Annotated in this window: 14 protein-coding genes; 4 read left to right on the top strand and 10 right to left on the bottom strand. The window is 38.8% G+C overall.

What is annotated here, in order from left to right; translation table 11 throughout:
- Positions 1 to 290: 290 nt before the first annotated feature.
- The 4 genes from AC1ECF_RS10585 to AC1ECF_RS10570 all read right to left on the bottom strand — a co-directional run bounded on the left by AC1ECF_RS10585 (position 291) and on the right by AC1ECF_RS10570 (position 6,126).
- Complete coding sequence (locus AC1ECF_RS10585; protein ID WP_480389450.1) at positions 291 to 608, bottom strand: DUF4288 domain-containing protein; 318 nt, start codon at positions 606 to 608, stop codon at positions 291 to 293.
- Positions 609 to 854: 246 nt separating this feature from the next.
- Positions 855 to 2,672, bottom strand: a complete 1,818-nt coding sequence (locus AC1ECF_RS10580) for an ABC transporter ATP-binding protein (RefSeq protein ID WP_480389384.1) — start codon at positions 2,670 to 2,672, stop codon at positions 855 to 857.
- Complete coding sequence (locus tag AC1ECF_RS10575; RefSeq protein ID WP_480389383.1) at positions 2,665 to 4,398, bottom strand: ABC transporter ATP-binding protein; 1,734 nt, start codon at positions 4,396 to 4,398, stop codon at positions 2,665 to 2,667. Before AC1ECF_RS10575 ends, AC1ECF_RS10580 begins: the two co-directional genes overlap by 8 nt.
- Positions 4,399 to 4,596: 198 nt before the next feature.
- A complete protein-coding gene (locus tag AC1ECF_RS10570) occupies positions 4,597 to 6,126 on the bottom strand; it encodes an FAD-dependent oxidoreductase (RefSeq protein ID WP_480389382.1) in 1,530 nt (509 codons plus the stop codon).
- Positions 6,127 to 6,226: 100 nt separating this feature from the next.
- Here AC1ECF_RS10570 and AC1ECF_RS10565 point away from each other — a divergent pair, with 100 nt between their 5' ends.
- A complete protein-coding gene (locus AC1ECF_RS10565) occupies positions 6,227 to 6,571 on the top strand; it encodes a DUF2500 domain-containing protein (RefSeq protein ID WP_480389449.1) in 345 nt (114 codons plus the stop codon).
- Positions 6,572 to 6,663: 92 nt separating this feature from the next.
- Here the strand turns inward: AC1ECF_RS10565 and AC1ECF_RS10560 are convergent, their stop codons facing one another.
- Both AC1ECF_RS10560 and AC1ECF_RS10555 read right to left on the bottom strand, forming a co-directional pair.
- The gene (locus AC1ECF_RS10560) at positions 6,664 to 8,061 is read right to left on the bottom strand and encodes an alanine/glycine:cation symporter family protein (RefSeq protein ID WP_480389381.1); all 1,398 of its coding nucleotides are present in this window, start codon (positions 8,059 to 8,061) and stop codon (positions 6,664 to 6,666) included.
- A gap of 183 nt (positions 8,062 to 8,244) precedes the next feature.
- A complete protein-coding gene (locus tag AC1ECF_RS10555; RefSeq protein ID WP_480389380.1) occupies positions 8,245 to 9,177 on the bottom strand; it encodes a manganese-dependent inorganic pyrophosphatase in 933 nt (310 codons plus the stop codon).
- A gap of 220 nt (positions 9,178 to 9,397) precedes the next feature.
- Between AC1ECF_RS10555 and AC1ECF_RS10550 the strand changes: the two genes are divergently transcribed.
- Positions 9,398 to 10,195: an N-acetyltransferase family protein gene (locus tag AC1ECF_RS10550; protein WP_480389379.1), complete on the top strand. Its 798-nt coding sequence runs from the start codon at positions 9,398 to 9,400 to the stop codon at positions 10,193 to 10,195.
- Between the two features lie 76 nt (positions 10,196 to 10,271).
- On the opposite strand, the gene AC1ECF_RS10545 is transcribed toward AC1ECF_RS10550, so the two are convergent.
- The 4 genes from AC1ECF_RS10545 to AC1ECF_RS10530 form a co-directional block, all read right to left on the bottom strand.
- Positions 10,272 to 10,856 (bottom strand): DNA-3-methyladenine glycosylase, encoded by a 585-nt coding sequence (locus tag AC1ECF_RS10545; RefSeq protein ID WP_480389378.1) that lies wholly within the window; start codon positions 10,854 to 10,856, stop codon positions 10,272 to 10,274.
- A gap of 1 nt (position 10,857) precedes the next feature.
- Positions 10,858 to 12,129: an acetyl-CoA hydrolase/transferase family protein gene (locus AC1ECF_RS10540; protein WP_480389377.1), complete on the bottom strand. Its 1,272-nt coding sequence runs from the start codon at positions 12,127 to 12,129 to the stop codon at positions 10,858 to 10,860.
- A gap of 25 nt (positions 12,130 to 12,154) precedes the next feature.
- Complete coding sequence (locus tag AC1ECF_RS10535) at positions 12,155 to 12,703, bottom strand: DNA topology modulation protein (RefSeq protein ID WP_480389376.1); 549 nt, start codon at positions 12,701 to 12,703, stop codon at positions 12,155 to 12,157.
- A gap of 145 nt (positions 12,704 to 12,848) precedes the next feature.
- A complete protein-coding gene (locus tag AC1ECF_RS10530) occupies positions 12,849 to 14,060 on the bottom strand; it encodes an MFS transporter (protein WP_480389375.1) in 1,212 nt (403 codons plus the stop codon).
- A 172-nt stretch (positions 14,061 to 14,232) separates the two neighbouring features.
- Between AC1ECF_RS10530 and thrC the strand changes: the two genes are divergently transcribed.
- On the top strand, positions 14,233 to 15,294 hold the full coding sequence (gene thrC, locus AC1ECF_RS10525) for a threonine synthase (RefSeq protein WP_480389374.1): 1,062 nt from the start codon (positions 14,233 to 14,235) through the stop codon (positions 15,292 to 15,294).
- The gene (thrB, locus tag AC1ECF_RS10520) at positions 15,291 to 16,208 is read left to right on the top strand and encodes a homoserine kinase (protein ID WP_480389373.1); all 918 of its coding nucleotides are present in this window, start codon (positions 15,291 to 15,293) and stop codon (positions 16,206 to 16,208) included. The genes thrC and thrB overlap by 4 nt, the downstream gene beginning before the upstream one ends.
- The last annotated feature ends 5 nt before the right edge of the window (positions 16,209 to 16,213 follow it).

Here is a 16,213-nt window from a genome sequence, read left to right as displayed (position 1 = left end):
TTGACCCTCGGCTTTCCCTATAGGAATTGCCGAGGGTTCTGTTTAATACGGGACTAATTTAATGGTATTTCCCCACTCGTAGTCCTTTCCGCAGGGGTACTTTAAATTTGTAGTTTTCGTTTATTCTGGCCCTTGAAATTTCACAACGCGAGTTAACAATATAAAAAACACATACGCAAAAAAACTTTTCAGGTATGTGTTTCTAAATTTTATATTCTTTTATTGCTTAAATTTAATATTTTGCTTCTCCATTTCTACCAAACTCTAAATTTGTAATAAAAACGGTTCCTCTAACCTATCTTACGTTGATCCAGACAAACCTCTTCATCCAATATAATGTGATGGCTATACACTTCTACAAATTCTAAAGATTCTTCTATATCATCTACTAATTCAAAGACATCCAAAATCATAACCAAACGAATGACGGTTTTTTCTCCTAACGCATTCGTATAGGCAATATCTTTAAAATGTTCCTTTACCATACGTTCTACATCTTCCAGCCTTGGAGCACGAATAATATTAATGGTTTCTTCAAAGGTTTTACTAGGCATAGAGTCGGGTGATGAAATATGTTGAAACAAAAGCTTTACTGAAAATGTCTTCACCAATACGTTCACCTCTTTCTTTCTATTTCCTACTTTAATTATTGATGATATTAGGTAGAAAAGCTATCCTTTTAAGTTGCGAAAGTCTATATAGAAAAAGACACTTAATCAAGAAAAAACAAAGTTACTTTCATCTCATCATAATCCTCTATTCATAAATAATTAGAACTATTTTCAAAAAACGTATTTTATTGATAAAAATAAAAAGGATGTCCCATAAGCAGCAAACTTATGGGACACCCCCTCTTATCTTTTAAATTGACTTTCATAGAGGTCTGAGTAAAATCCTCTTTTATTTAACAACTCCGTGTGTGTTCCCGATTCAATAAGCTTCCCTTGATGGATCACTAGTATGCGATCGGCATTTTCTACGGTCTTTAGACGATGTGCAATCACGAAACTTGTACGTCCTTCCGTCAGTCGGTTCAAGCCCTTTTGAATCTCAACCTCCGTTCTTGTATCTATACTGGAGGTTGCTTCATCCAATATTAAAATGTCTGAGTCTGCTAGAATTCCTCGAGCGATTGCTATTAGCTGCCTCTGCCCCTGCGAAAGACTTGCCCCTCCAGAGGTGATGAGAGTGTTATATTTCTCTGGGAGATGCTTAATAAAATCATGAGCAGAAGCTGTCTTAGCAGCAGCAATTACTTCCTCATCTGTTGCATCCAATCTTCCATATCGGATATTCTCTAATATCGTTCCTGAAAACAAAAAAGTATCCTGTAGTACAATACCGATTCTCTCTCGAAGTTTGCTAATCTGAAAATCTTTTATATCTATTCCATCTATTTTAATGGAACCTGCATGAATGTCATAAAACCTCATCAATAGATTAATAATAGTCGTTTTACCTGAACCAGTTGGTCCAACGAGGGCAATCTTCTCTCCTGCATAGGCATGAAAACTAATATTCGTAAGGATTGGTACCCCCTCTTCATAAGAGAAACTAACATTTGAGAACTCCACGTCTCCCTTTATAGCGGGAACAGGGAGAGCCTCTTTTTTGTCCTGCATGTCTGGCTCTTCATCCATAATTTCAAACACTCGCTCTGCTCCAGCAATAGCTGATTGGAATGTATTTAACAAATTGGAAAGCTGATTGATTGGTCGATAAAATTGACGGGAATAAGTAACAAAGGCTGCAATAATGCCGACTGTCGCAAGATCATTAACTGCAAGCAGTGCACCAATCCCTATAATGAATGCCAATCCTAAATTGTTAATAAAGTTATTAATTGGTCCCAAAAAGCCAGATACAGTATCAGCCGCCATTGCTGAGTGTCTTAAACGTTCATTTACCAAAGAGAAGCGTTGAAAAGTATCATTTTCTTTCCCAAAAAGTGTAACTATCTCATTGCCAGATATCGATTCTTCAATAAAGCCATTTAACTCTCCCAAATCACGCTGTCTCTTTATAAAATTGCTACTGCTATATTTTATAATTTTCTTTGTTGTAAAAATCACTAATGGAATGATGAGCAGTGCCACGATTGCAAGCATCCAATTCAAGGCAAACATTGCGATAGCAACTCCCACTACCATTAGAACAGACGAGAAGATTTGTATGATGCTTTGACTAAGTGCACTATTTAGGCTTTCTATATCATTTGTTACCCGACTCATTAAATCCCCATTAGAGCGCTTATCAAAAAATCGAAGAGAAAGTGATTGAAACTTATTAAATATATCTTTTCGAAGGTTTTTAATCGTGTTCAAGGACACCTTCACCATGAGATAATTTTGCAGCCAGGTAAATAGAGCAGCTGCTGTGTAAATTCCCGCTAATACTATTAAAAATCGCAAAGTGCCATCCAAATCTTTCGGGATAATAAACTCATCCGTAATATAACCAATTAAAAAGGGTCCTAATAAGTTTAACAAGGTGGAATTAATAACAAAAAAGATAGTAAGGATCATTGCAACCTTTTGCTTCTCCATATACCTCCAGATTCTAAGGACAGTACCCTTTCTATCCTTTGCTTTTACCACAGGACCTCCGAATCCTCTTGGTCCCCTTGCTCTACTAATTGCATCACTGCCTGTGTTTGTAGAGGGCTTATTCATCACCTTCACCCCCCTTTCCAATTTGTGTTTCATATATTCCTCGGTAAACTGCACTTTTCTCTAAAAGCTCCTCATGTGTTCCTTGAGCTACCAGTCTACCGTCATCAATTACTAGAATTTTGTCTGCGTCCTTAATGGAAGAAATCTTTGAAGAGATGATGATTACGGTTACTTCTTCTTGGTTGTTTAAGACTTGCTGTACAGTTGCTTCTGAAAGGGCATCAATAGCAGAAGTAGAATCATCTAATACCAATATTCTTGGCTTCCGGATGAACGCTCTTGCCATTGACAAGCGTTGTTTTTGACCACCCGATAAGTTTGTAGCCCCCTGCATGAGCGTGTAATCATACCCATTTTCTAAGCGGTCAACAAACTCTTTTGCAGCTGCAGATGAGATTGCTTGTTCTATATCGGAGTCAGTAGCATTTTCTTTTCCATATTGTAAATTTTCTTTTATAGAGCCAGAAAATAAGGTTGCCTTTTGAGGAACAAAGCCAATAGCCTCTCTAAGAGTTGGAAGATTATAGTCTTTAATGTTTATACCATCTATCAAGACATTCCCCTGGTCGGGATCATATAATCGAGGAAGGAGCTTTACCAAGGTCGACTTTCCACTACCAGTCGGGCCAATAATTCCAACCTTCTGGCCTGCTTCAATTTGGAAGGATATATCCTTCAACACGTATTCTCCATTTTGACTATAACTAAATGAAACATCTTGAAACTCGATAGAGCCTTTTATAGCTGTATAATCATCGCTTCCTCCCTGAATATCACTCGTCGTCTCTAGCACCTGGCTAATTCTTGCTGCAGAGGCAAATGACTTGGTTATTTGCATAAGGACATGGATGCTTGTCATGAGTCCATTCATGATAATATTAAGATAGTTTATGAAAGCTAGAATAACTCCTACTTGCAAAAGCCCATCATCTACTTTTATTGCCCCAAGCCACATCCCCGCTACTACTCCAATATTTACTACAAACATAACAATAGGAGAAAGAGTTAGGATCACCTGCTCAGCCACTAGATTACGCTTCATTAAGGAATCGTTTATTTCTTCAAATGTATCTATTTCATATTTGCTACGATTAAAGGCTTTAATTACTCTTATACCCGAGAATGTTTCTTGGAGCTTGGTGTTTACTCGGTCCATCGCCTTTTGTACCTTCCCAAATAACTTTCCAGATTTCGCTGAAAAATAGTAGACAAGCACAATCAGTATTGGGATAGCGATAAGTAAAACAGGAAACAGCTCAGGAGCGGTAATCCAAACAATGACCACTGCACCGATAAATAACAAAGGCCCCCGCACGAAGACTCTTAGAGTCATCATTAAAGCCTGTTGAACAGAGGTAATATCATTCGTCACGATTGTAATGAGCTTCCCAATTCCAATAGAGTCTAAATTTCTATTCGAAAGATGTTGTGTCTTTTGAAATATATCCTTTCTTAAATCAGCTGAAAAATGTATGGCTGCTCTCGCACTAAAAATAGTACTCCCTGCTCCTCCAAGTAAGCCAATAAAGGCTGTAATCAGCATAAGAATACCGAGCTTTATCACATATGCCGAATCGTTATTTGCAATTCCATCGTCAATGATATGAGACATAATGGTAGGCTGCAGAAGATCCATTGCCACCTCGACACACATAAGCAGAGGACCTAATAAGGCAAATAACGTATATGGCTTTAAATAAGAAATTAATTTACCAAACGATTTCAAAACTTCCCACTCCTAACTTTCTCATTTTACCAGTGTATACATCCGTATACACTTAGTCAATATCTGAAGCTAGGAGAAGCAAAGAAAAGCAATAGCGACTGGTCTGTACTGACAAGCATTTATAAAATAACTCCTTTGACTTTAAACTTAAGTCATACCTAAAAAGAGAGCCTCCTATTTATAAGGCTCCCTTTACGATTAGTTTAATTTTTCTAACGGTTCAAAAGCCGGTCCTTCTAACACGTCTCCTGTATAAGAAAATCTTGAACCATGACATGGGCAATCCCATGATGTTTCTGCATGGTTAAATGCAACATCACAGCCCATATGTGTACAGACCGGTTTCACCAGATAAACCTTGCCCGACTCATCTTTGTACGCGCCTACCTTCTTACCCTCTACTTTTACAATATCACCCGTACCTGCCTTTAAATCATCAAGCGTTAAATCTACTTTTTCTGTTTTCCCTTTGATAAATTCCTTCGCTACGCTTGCATTTGTAACTGTAAAAGAGGAAATATCCTCTTTTTTAAGCTTAGAACGAGTTGGAGAGTATAATTCAGCATAAGGATTTTCTTTGCCTAAAACGTTATCAGCCATAATACGCGCTGCCACAGTGCTGTTTGTCATTCCCCATTTAGCATATCCTGTAGCAACTAGCACATCCTCGTTTCCAGATGTCATTGGACCGACATATGGTAATTGATCTAACGTCACTAAATCTTGAGCAGACCAGCGATAGTCAAATGCTTCTATATTAAATTGCTCTCGGCCATACATTGCAAGCTTTTCGTAATTTTCTATAGTGTCTCCGTCGTACCTTCCAGTAATATGCCCTTCCCCGCCTATCAAAAGATAACGAGTACCATCAGGACCTAGTGCATTCCGTAGTGATCTAGTCGGTTTTTCGGCGTTTATATACATTCCCTTTGGATCATTTTCACGAGCCTTTGCTGCCACGATATAAGAGCGTTCAGGATGCATTCTTGCAAAATATAAGCCATCACCGTCATTAAAAGGGAAATGACTGCAAACGAGAATCTTTTTGGCTTTTATTTTTTTCCCGTCCATCATCTCCACTATAGAACCGGAAGAGACTGTTTTTGCTCTTGATTGCTCGAAAAATTGTACACCCTTTTCCACTGATTTTTGAATTAGCACCTTCAAGTACTCCAAAGGATGAAACTGTCCTTGATTCTCCATCTTTAACGCTGACTTTACCGGAAAAGGAAGCTCTGTTTGCTTTGTCAGGCTAGAAGACTTAATCCCTAAAGCTTGATAGGCTTCCATCTCCTTCTCTAATGTATCCATGCCGTCTTCTGTTTCAGCAAATATATAAGCATCCGCTTTTTCATATCCACAATTAATATTGTGCTGGGAAACTAACAACTCGATAAAATTTTTAGCATCCATATTAGCTTCATAATATAGCTTTGCTTTTTCCTCTCCAAAGGTAGAAATTAGTTTTTGATAAATAGAGCCATGCTGGGCAGTCACCTTTGCTGTAGTAAAGGCTGTCGTTCCAGTAAACATATTTCTCCCCTCTATAACTACTACCTTTAAGCCACTATTTCTTAAAAGATAGGCAGCGGTCACACCTGTTAAACCTGCCCCTACAATGACTACATCTGTTTCTATATCATCAGGTAATGAGGAAAAGGAAGGTATTTCGTTTATTTCTCTCCAGTAGGATTTCGATTCACTTGGTAGTATATTTTTTTCAGTCATATAATTTCCTCCTTAGATAATAGTAGTGTCTATCTGAAAGCGAAACTTTATTCAAAATGATGCGTATATTTTGTTAAGAGAGGGGGTAATTAAATTGGATATGTTCTATGCATTTGATCTTATGAGCATTATTTTTCCAATATTTTTTGTTATCATACTCGGTTTTATTATTTTTATCGCTGTAAAAGGAATGCAGGAATGGGGGAAAAACAATAACTCTCCTAGATTATCTGTACCCTCACAAGTGGTCACTAAACGCACTGAGACTAGTGGTGGGTCAGGGGATTCTTCTGCTTCTACTACCTACTATGTTACATTTGAGTTTGAAAGCGGGGATCGTTCGGGGTTTAGAGTACGTGGACAAGAGTATGGGATGCTGGCTGATAATGACCTAGGTATTTTAACTTCCCAGGGAACTAGATATCTTTCGTTTGAGAGAAAATAATGAAGAGTACACAAGCACATTCCTTCTCTATAAAACAAAAGAAAAGACTGGCCAGAAAGCAAAACTTGCTTCTAGACCAGTCTTCTCTTTTCTTATCTATCTTCCTCTTCCCAGCACTCTGTGTTTTTCAAGCCTGGAATATTTTTCGCATAGAAAACAGGGTCTTTCCCTCTTTTTCTTTGTTCAGTGAAATCATCCAATACCTTAAAGGCTATTTTGCCTAGTAGTACTATTACGATTATATTCAAGATAGCCATTAGACCCATGAATAAATCTGCAAGAGTCCAAACTAAGCTTACTTTAGCAAGAGCTCCAAACATAACCATGACAAGCACAATTACACGATAAGCATTCAACCAGCTTTTGCTTGCATTCATAAATTCTATGTTTGTTTCCCCGTAATAGTAATTTCCAATTACTGAGCTAAATGCAAAGAAAAGAATAGCAATCGCTACAAAATAAACTGCCCAATCTCCTACATGAACCGCAAGAGAGTTTTGAGTTAAGATTATCCCATCAGCTTCTCCCGTATTATATAGACCCGCTAGTATAATAATAAACGCTGTAGCTGAACAAATAATTATCGTATCAAAGAACACTCCTAAGCTTTGTACCAAGCCTTGCTTTGCTGGATGTGAGACACTTGCCACAGCCGCAGCATTTGGCACACTACCCATCCCAGCCTCATTGGAGAATAAACCTCGTCTTACTCCTTGCATGATTGCCACACCAATTGCTCCACCAGCAGCCTCCTGTAATCCAAACGCCTCGGTAACAATCAGCTTAAACACTGCAGGAATCTCCGAGATATTTGTTATTATTACAAATATCGCAATCGCAATATAAAAAACTGCCATAACTGGTACCACTACTTGTGTTACTTTGACAATTCTATGTACTCCACCAAAAATAATAATGGCAGTCAAAATGACAAGAGCAATACCTATTACATAGGTTGGAATATCAAAAACATCGCCTACTGAGGTTGCAATAGTATTTGATTGAACTGCATTGAATATAAATCCAAAGCATAAAACAAGTAAAATACTAAATACGATACCCAATTTTCTGTTTCCAAGAGCCTTCTCCATATAGTAAGCCGGACCACCTCGGAAATCTTCTCCATCTCTTACTTTATAAACTTGTGCTAGTGTACTTTCAATAAAAGCAGTAGCCATCCCTATTAGAGCGATAAGCCACATCCAAAATACGGCTCCTGGACCACCTACACCAATGGCAAGGGCTACACCTGTGATATTTCCAGTACCCACACGTGATGCAGTACTTATTGTGAATGCCTGAAAGGGTGATACTCCCCCCTCTTCTTCTTTTTTCTCCGTGATTAACCGAAACATTTCACCAAATAAACGAAACTGGACAAATTTTGTAGAGAACGTAAAGTACAAGCCCGCTCCTACCAGTAAAGCAATAAGCAAATAGGTCCATAAAGCATCATTTATGACATTTACAAAGTTTTCAATCCATTCCATTTTCCTTCCTCCTATCATCCTATACATGTATACCCTAATCGGGTAACAATTAACATAGGAGTCCTAACTTTAGTTTTGCCCGTTTCTCTTTAAAAAAGTCTTTCAACAACGAAACAAAAGCAAAATTATTTTATTTAGTCTGAAAATAAAAAACTCCCTAGCAAATTTTAGGGAGCCTTATTTCTATAGAGTAGTTAATGCATCTGTTAAAGCTGGTACTACCTGTTTCTTTCGAGAGACAATGCCCTTTAACAAAGCCCTGTTATTTTCAAACTTCACATCAAATGCAGTCTCTGCTTTTAAAGCAACCTTACCAAGCGCCAAAGCTGTAGAATCATTATTTAAAATATCAGTTACAACAAAGAAAAACAAATCTAATTCTTTTTCTTGAATTTCCTGATGAATTAAATCTTCTAGCTCTTCCTGACGATTCAGCACGTCATTCACGTCAACAGCATTTACTTGTGCCACTACTACTTTATAATCACCCATACCAAATTCTTTTGCATCTAAGGAAAGAAGATCCTCTAAGCTTTTATCGCTTAAATCTGCTCCTGCCTTTAACATAGCTAGTCCATATTCCTCTGCCTTTATGCCAGCAATTTTTTCAAGCTCACGAGCGGCTGCTATATCCTCTTCCGTACATGTTGGAGATTTAAACAGCAAGGAGTCTGAAATAATAGCGGAAAGCATTAATCCTGCAATATTTGCTGGAATCTCAATTCCCTTTTCTTTATAAATCTTGTTTAAAATTGTCGCAGTGCATCCGACAGGCTCTGCACGATAATATAATGGCTCAGCCGTTTCAAAGTTAGCGATTCTGTGGTGATCGATTACTTCAATAACCTGAACTTCCTCAATTCCATCAGCACTTTGCTGCTTTTCATTATGGTCTACCAGGATCACTTTTTTTGCTTCTTTTGAAACATTTTCTATTAAGCGTGGTTCATCAAATCCAAATTTCTCTAACGCATACTTTGTTTCATTGTTAACCTCACCCAAACGAACAGCCTCGGCCTCCATGCCAATAGCATTTTTTAAATAAGCATATACAATAGCGGAAGTAATTGTGTCAGTATCAGGATTCTTATGACCAAAAACTAAAACTTTTTCCATGATAGTCCTCCTATAAACTTTTTCAGACCTTTATTCTATCATATATTCTTTTGTGAAGAATACAAATCACAAAATGTTCCTGTTACTTTTCGATTATCCACTATTTATTGGGATTTATTTTACGGATTAGTAGACTTTTAGTTGTATTCACGCCCCCAAAAAATGTTATAATTATCCTATAATTCGCATTTTACCTAAAAAAGTGAGTGATCGATTACAAATGACTAAACCATTTGAAAGTAAATATATCCCCTTAGCCAATTACTTTAAAGCTTGCAATCAAAATGAGATTATCTTAACCTATGAGCAAATAGAGAATATTATTGGACATATGCTTCCTAACGCTGCGTACCTAAGTAGCAGCTGGTGGAAAAAAACGAAAGCTCCCGCCCTACATTACTTTGCCTGGACCGACAGTGGCTATCAGGTAAAGGACGTCCTACTAGGGAAAGCAGTAGTATTTCAACTTGCAACTTCTGAAGATAACCTGGATGAGGATAAAATAAAGCAAGATATTTTATTAGTTCGAGAGGCAGACATAGGTGACGCTCGAGCCTTTATCACCCTTCAAGAAAGTATCTTCTCAGAGTCTGATTTTATGTTGTATGGTCGAAATGACACTCATTTCACCGTGCAGGGGATGAGAAAGCGAATCACAGACTGGAAGAATTCCCCCAACTCGATTCTCTTTTTAGGACTATTAAACGGTGAGATTGCTGGCTTTGCTCTATACATCGGAGGTCCAGGCCCTAGAGCCAAACATCGGGCATCATTAGTTATTGGCGTCCTAGAGAAGTTCTATCAAAAAGGTATCGCCACTTCCCTGATGACTCATGGAGAAGAATGGGCAAAGCAAGTCGGTGTTACGAAGCTAGAACTCACTGTGCTAGCATCTAACACAAAAGCTCAGAGACTTTATAAAAAAATGGGCTTCCAGCAAGAAGGAGTTCGTAAAAACTCATTAAATATACATGGTCAGTATGTTGATGAGTTATATATGGGAAAAGTTCTTAAATAAGACAGGAAAAAGCTGAACGATGACATCATTTTTCTTCGGGAAAAATGATGTCTTTATAATGTCAGCCCTCATTCTACTATCTAACCTTAGAAACAAATGGGTTGTCTGTTTCCCAAAAGCGATAAGGATAATGCACAGCCTCCCCGCTGTTATGAATCCCTATCCTCGGACCTGTTGAAACAGTCTCTACCTCTTCTCCATCTGCTATATATAAAGGTTTTTCACTCCAATGAGACCCGTAATGCTCCATCCCTATCGTCATAGCTTTTGTAAGTTTACCAGGTCCATTTGTCCACTGTATCATCGGTAAATGCTTTCTATTTTCTTTCATTTGTTCCAAGCCTGCAATTGGCTCTACTGCTCTTATCAGAATCGCTTGGGGGATGCCAGCAGGAGCCCCTACCACATTAATAAGTGTATGGGTATGCATTTGATAAGTATAGATAAGACCTGGTTCCCCAAACATTACTTCCGTACGTTTCGTTCTTCGATTTCCAAAGCTATGAGCTGCTCGGTCCTCTGCTCCCATATAGGCCTCTGTCTCCACAATTTTCCCTATATAAATACCACTTTCATGCTCGTGTACAATACGCTTTCCAAGTAATTGTCTGGCTAAGTCCAACGTTGGTTGGTGAAAAAAGCTTGCATCAATAGGATTCATATTAGAAGAACCCCATTTTCTTTGCTTCAAAGGTGAGTTGTTCTCGAAATTTAGGATGCGCAATAGAAATTAGCTGCTGTGCTCGTTGAGAAATCGATTTTCCAAACATTTTTGCCACTCCATATTCAGTAACGATCATATCCACATCATTTTTGGAGGTAGTGACTACAGAACCTTTTGTCAGCTGTAGCTTTATACGAGAGATTTCATCATTTTTAGCTGTAGAACTCATACAAATGAAGCCCTTCCCCTCTTTTGCAAAGCGAACACCTCTTGCGAAGTCTGCTTGTCCTCCTGATGAAGAATAATATTTTCCCGCAACTGTTTCTGAGGCACACTGTCCATATAGATCAACCTCGGTCGTAGCATTGATAGAAACCATGCGTTCCTCCTTCGCAATTTCTCTAGGATCATTCACAATACTTACAGGTAAAAATTCTACAGAAGGATTGTTATGGAGAAAGCGATAGAGCTTTTCTGATCCATGTGCGAAGGTTGCAACTATTTTTCCTTTGTTGGTGAACTTTTCTGTTCCATCCACTGCTCCTGCTTCTACCAAATCTACTATCCCATCTACAAACATTTCTGTATGAATTCCTAGATGCTTATGATTCTTTAATAAACTCACTACCGCATTAGGAATAGATCCGATGCCAATTTGGAGTGTATCTCCATTTTTTATCATGTCTGTTACATACTCGGCCATCTTAATATCCTTCTCACCAATCGGCACAGCAATATCCTCCAATAAGGGAAGATCATTTTCAACAAAGCCGACTATTTGACTAATATGAATTTGGTTTTGTCCAAAAGTACGTGGCATATGTTTATTAACTTCTAGAATAAAAGGGACAGACCCAATAAATTCACTTACAATATCCGCTTGAGTCCCTAAAGAAAAATAACCGAACTCATCCATTGGAGCTGCAACCGCCATGATACAGGACATGTTAGTTGAATTGCGTAGAATCTTCGGCATTTCATGGAAGTTGTTTGGCACGAGGTCTACCATGTTTTCTTGAAAAGCTTTTCGATTAACTCCACTTAAGAAATAGGATACATGCTTTAACTTACCGGGATATGCTCCTTCCATGTACTTTCTCTTTTTTAACGGGAGCATCTGATGAATTTTTACATTTGTCAGCTGTTCCGCATTTTCTTCTAATATATCAAGTAACTTATTCGGCTCACCGTTCGTAAGTGGAAGAATAATATCTGCATCCTTGGGAATTAATTTAACAACTTGGTCACTCGATAACCTTTTTGTATTCATATATCTAGCCCCTAATTTCATTTTTTTAAAGAGATGACAGTCCGCTTTTATGAAACAATGGAGCTGCCTCTAAGAATCTCTTTACTTCCTTTGGCTGATGAAGCACGTATATGTCAGCATGAGATGCTTCTTCCTTTAAAATATTTTGAATAACCGGACGGACATCTCTAGGAAAATTCCATACAAATTTAACGAATTCCTTATCTATTCTTTCAGGACAGTCCTCTCCCATATCTGGACGAGTTTTCCCTTTATATAACCATACCCTTTTTACAATTCGGTATGTACAAAGAAGTTTAGGAAAATCTAAAAAAATGATTAAGTCAGCACGCTTAGCTCTTATTGATAGAGTTGACGAAAAATTACCATCCATAATCCATTTTTCCTCATTCAGCTTTTTCTCTAATACTTCTCGAAATTGTTTAGAAGGTGTCGGAATCCAACCCGGATTCCAGTAAAGAGAATCTAAATGTATGAGAGGTAACTTTATACTACTAGCCAGCTCTTTAGCTAAGGTAGACTTGCCTGATCCTGGACTGCCAATTATTATCACCCTTTTATATTCTTTCTCCATAATATCCCCCTTATCCTACCCTATTTTACTATGTTTTTCATTTTGACAAAAGGGATGGGAAAGATAGCTATTAACCAATCAATCGAGTAAGTTAGCCTTAAACATAAAAAGGGTGAGGAAGCATCTCCCCACCCATCAAGACTTATTATTCCAGTTCTGTTTGCTTAGTCTCCGTTCCAAGGAACACAACCGCTAGAACCCCTATTACAATAGAAACACAAAATATCCCAAATATATACCCTATCTCATAATTAGCTGTAACAAGCGAACCTACTAGCAATGGACCTAGTATTCCTCCTATACGACCGACAGAGGCTGCCATACCTGAACCAGTTCCACGAATGACTGCTGGATATTGCTCTGGAGAATAAGCATAGAGCGCCCCCCAAGCACCTAAATTAAAGAAGGACAATAGCATACCCGAAACAATTAGTAAGGTAGTCGTCTCCGCTGCACCAAAAACCAATGCGCTCGCAGCTGTTCCAAGTAAATAGGTGATAAGGACAAATTTTCTTCCCATCTTCTCAATCAGCCATGCCGCTGAGAAATAACCTGGTAATTGAGCTAAAGTCATGATAAGGACGTATTCAAAGCTTTTTATTAAAGTAAATCCTTTCATGACCATCACACTAGGAAGCCATAGGAACATCCCATAATACGAAAAGACTACCATAAACCATACTATCCATAGCATCAAAGTTCGTTTGGCATAATCCTTTGCCCAAACATCCTTGATGTTTTGAAAAACTGATCTAGCTTCCTTTTTCGTCGCTTCGAATTGAGGAGAATCTGGTAGCTTTAGACGTAAATAAATTGCATAGAATGCTGGAAGCGCTGTAATGATCAAGGCCAATCTCCAGCCATATTCAGGAATGATGAAGTATGCGATAAGTGCGGATAAAAGCCAACCAGCAGCCCAAAAGCTTTCCAAAAGTACCACCGTACGTCCTCGATCCTTTGCAGGTACACTTTCAGATACAAGGGTTGACGCTACAGGCAATTCTCCCCCTAACCCCATCCCTACAAAAAATCGAAGGACTAGGAATGCAACTAGAGTAGTAGTTAATGCAGATAATCCACTTGCCACAGAGAAAAGGACAAGTGTAAACATAAATACTTTTTTGCGTCCTACTTTATCGGCGAATACGCCAAAAATTAGTGCCCCTACTGCCATACCTATTGAGTTAACACTGCCAATCCACCCCATTTGTCCCGAGGTGAGTTCCCATTCAACTGCAAGCGCCGCGATGATAAAGGAGAGAATCCCTACATCCATTGCATCAAACATCCAGGCAAAGCCTGCAATACCTAAAAGCTTTTTCTTAGAAATTGGTTTTTGCTCTTTTACTGTCGTCATTTTTTACACCTGTCTTTACACTTGTAATGTTTTGTTTACTTGTTTAGTATAATCATTCTTCTATGAATTTACAATATAATTTTAATATTGTATTTCTTCACTCCCTCCTGTAAAATGTCCATTATATAAATACACTTGTTTTTCCAAGAAGAACAGAAGGGCGGCAGATAGAATGGCTTGGCAAGGACTTATAGAAGAATATAAAGAGTTTCTACCCGTAACTGAACTTACACCAAATTTGACATTATTGGAGGGCAATACACCTCTATTAAAATTAGAGAATCTTTCTAGAGAGCTAGGAATTGAGCTATATGTAAAATTAGAAGGAGCGAATCCTACCGGCTCTTTTAAGGATAGGGGGATGGTTTTTGCAGTTGCCAAAGCCAAGGAAGAGGGCAGTAAAGCCATCATATGCGCTTCCACAGGAAATACCTCTGCAGCTGCTGCTGCCTATGCTGCAAGAGCTGGAATGCGCGCAGTGATTGTTATACCGGAAGGAAAGGTTGCAGCAGGCAAATTAGCACAAGCATATATGTACGGAGCAGAGGTCATTCAAATAGAGGGCAACTTTGATGTAGCACTTGAAATGGTTCGTGAAATCAGTAAGGCTTCCCCTATTACGCTAGTAAACTCGGTTAATCCATATCGAATCGAAGGGCAAAAGACAGCTGCATTTGAGATTTGTGACGTATTGGGAGCTGCTCCTGATTACTTAGCTATCCCTGTAGGGAATGCAGGAAATATTACGGCATACTGGAAAGGCTTTAAGGAATACAATCAGAAGAAGCAAACAGGACTACCTAAAATATTGGGTTTCGAGGCAGAGGGAGCTGCAGCTATCGTAAAAGGAAAACCAATTGAGCACCCTGAAACAATTGCAACGGCTATTCGTATTGGAAACCCAGCTAGCTGGCAGGGAGCTGTTACTGCTAGGGATGAATCGAGAGGAGCAATTGAAGCGGTAAGTGACGAGGAAATCATCCATGCCTATAAAGTTATTGCTAGTAAGGAAGGAATCTTTGCCGAGCCTGGCTCATGCGCTTCTATAGCTGGTGTGCTAAGAGCAGTCCGTGAAGGAAAGATTTCACCAGGAGGCAGGGTTGTTGCAGTGCTAACTGGAAACGGGTTAAAGGATCCCCAGACTGCAATTGATGTGAAGGTGAACCCTCCACACAAAATAGAGAGTAACGCATTAGCTCTACAATCCTTCATCGAAGGGATGTTGGTAAAATGACATGGCGTATTTTAGTACCTGCCAGCTCTGCCAACCTGGGGCCGGGGTTTGACTCTATTGGTGTCGCATTGGACAAATACTTAAGCCTAGAAGTAGAAAAAGCAGAGGTATGGTCAATTGAGAATGTAACAGAGAATCTGCCTGTTATGAAAAATCCAATGAATCATCTAATTGTTAAAGTAGCCAATCATGTCTCCGAAAAGCATGGCATCCCTCTGTCTCCCTACTCACTTAAGCTATCTAGTGAGATTCCATTAGCGAGAGGAATGGGAAGTAGTGCTTCTGCAATTGTCGCTGGCATTGAATTAGCGAACCAAGCGCTAAATCTTCAATTAACCAATCACGATAAGCTTAAAATTGCAACGAGCTTTGAGGGACATCCCGATAATGCGGCTGCATCTATCTATGGAGGATTTACTATATCCTCCATTGCAAATAATGGAGAGATTCATATATTTCATGCACATCATATCGACGCTTCTTTTGTCCTTTTTATTCCACAAGAAGAATTAAAAACAGAGGAAGCAAGGATGGTATTGCCAGATAGCTATAACCGTAGTGACGCTACGCAAGCAAGCGCTAATGCCAATCTACTTACTGCAGCCTTTTTATCTCAATCGTTTGAGCAGGCTGGTATCTATATGGAGCAGGATCTATTTCACGAACCCTACAGATTAGGCTTAATTCCGATGGGGCTAGAGATTAGAAAAGCCGCAAAAGAGGCTGGTGCATATGGAACTTGTATAAGTGGTGCTGGACCAACTCTTATTTCGTTAGTAAAACGGGGAGAAGAGACAAGCTTTATTTCTCATTTAGAAAATAAATTTCCAAGCTTTCAGATTATACCCGCTTCCCTGAATAAGACAGGTATTATGGTAGAAACGACAAAAAAAAGCAGTACAGTTTCGGTTTAAAACTG

The sequence above is a fragment of the Psychrobacillus sp. Z3-81 genome (assembly GCF_056620325.1).
The sequence above is the reverse complement of the archived record's forward strand: the minus strand, read 5'-3'. Positions and strand labels throughout refer to the sequence as shown.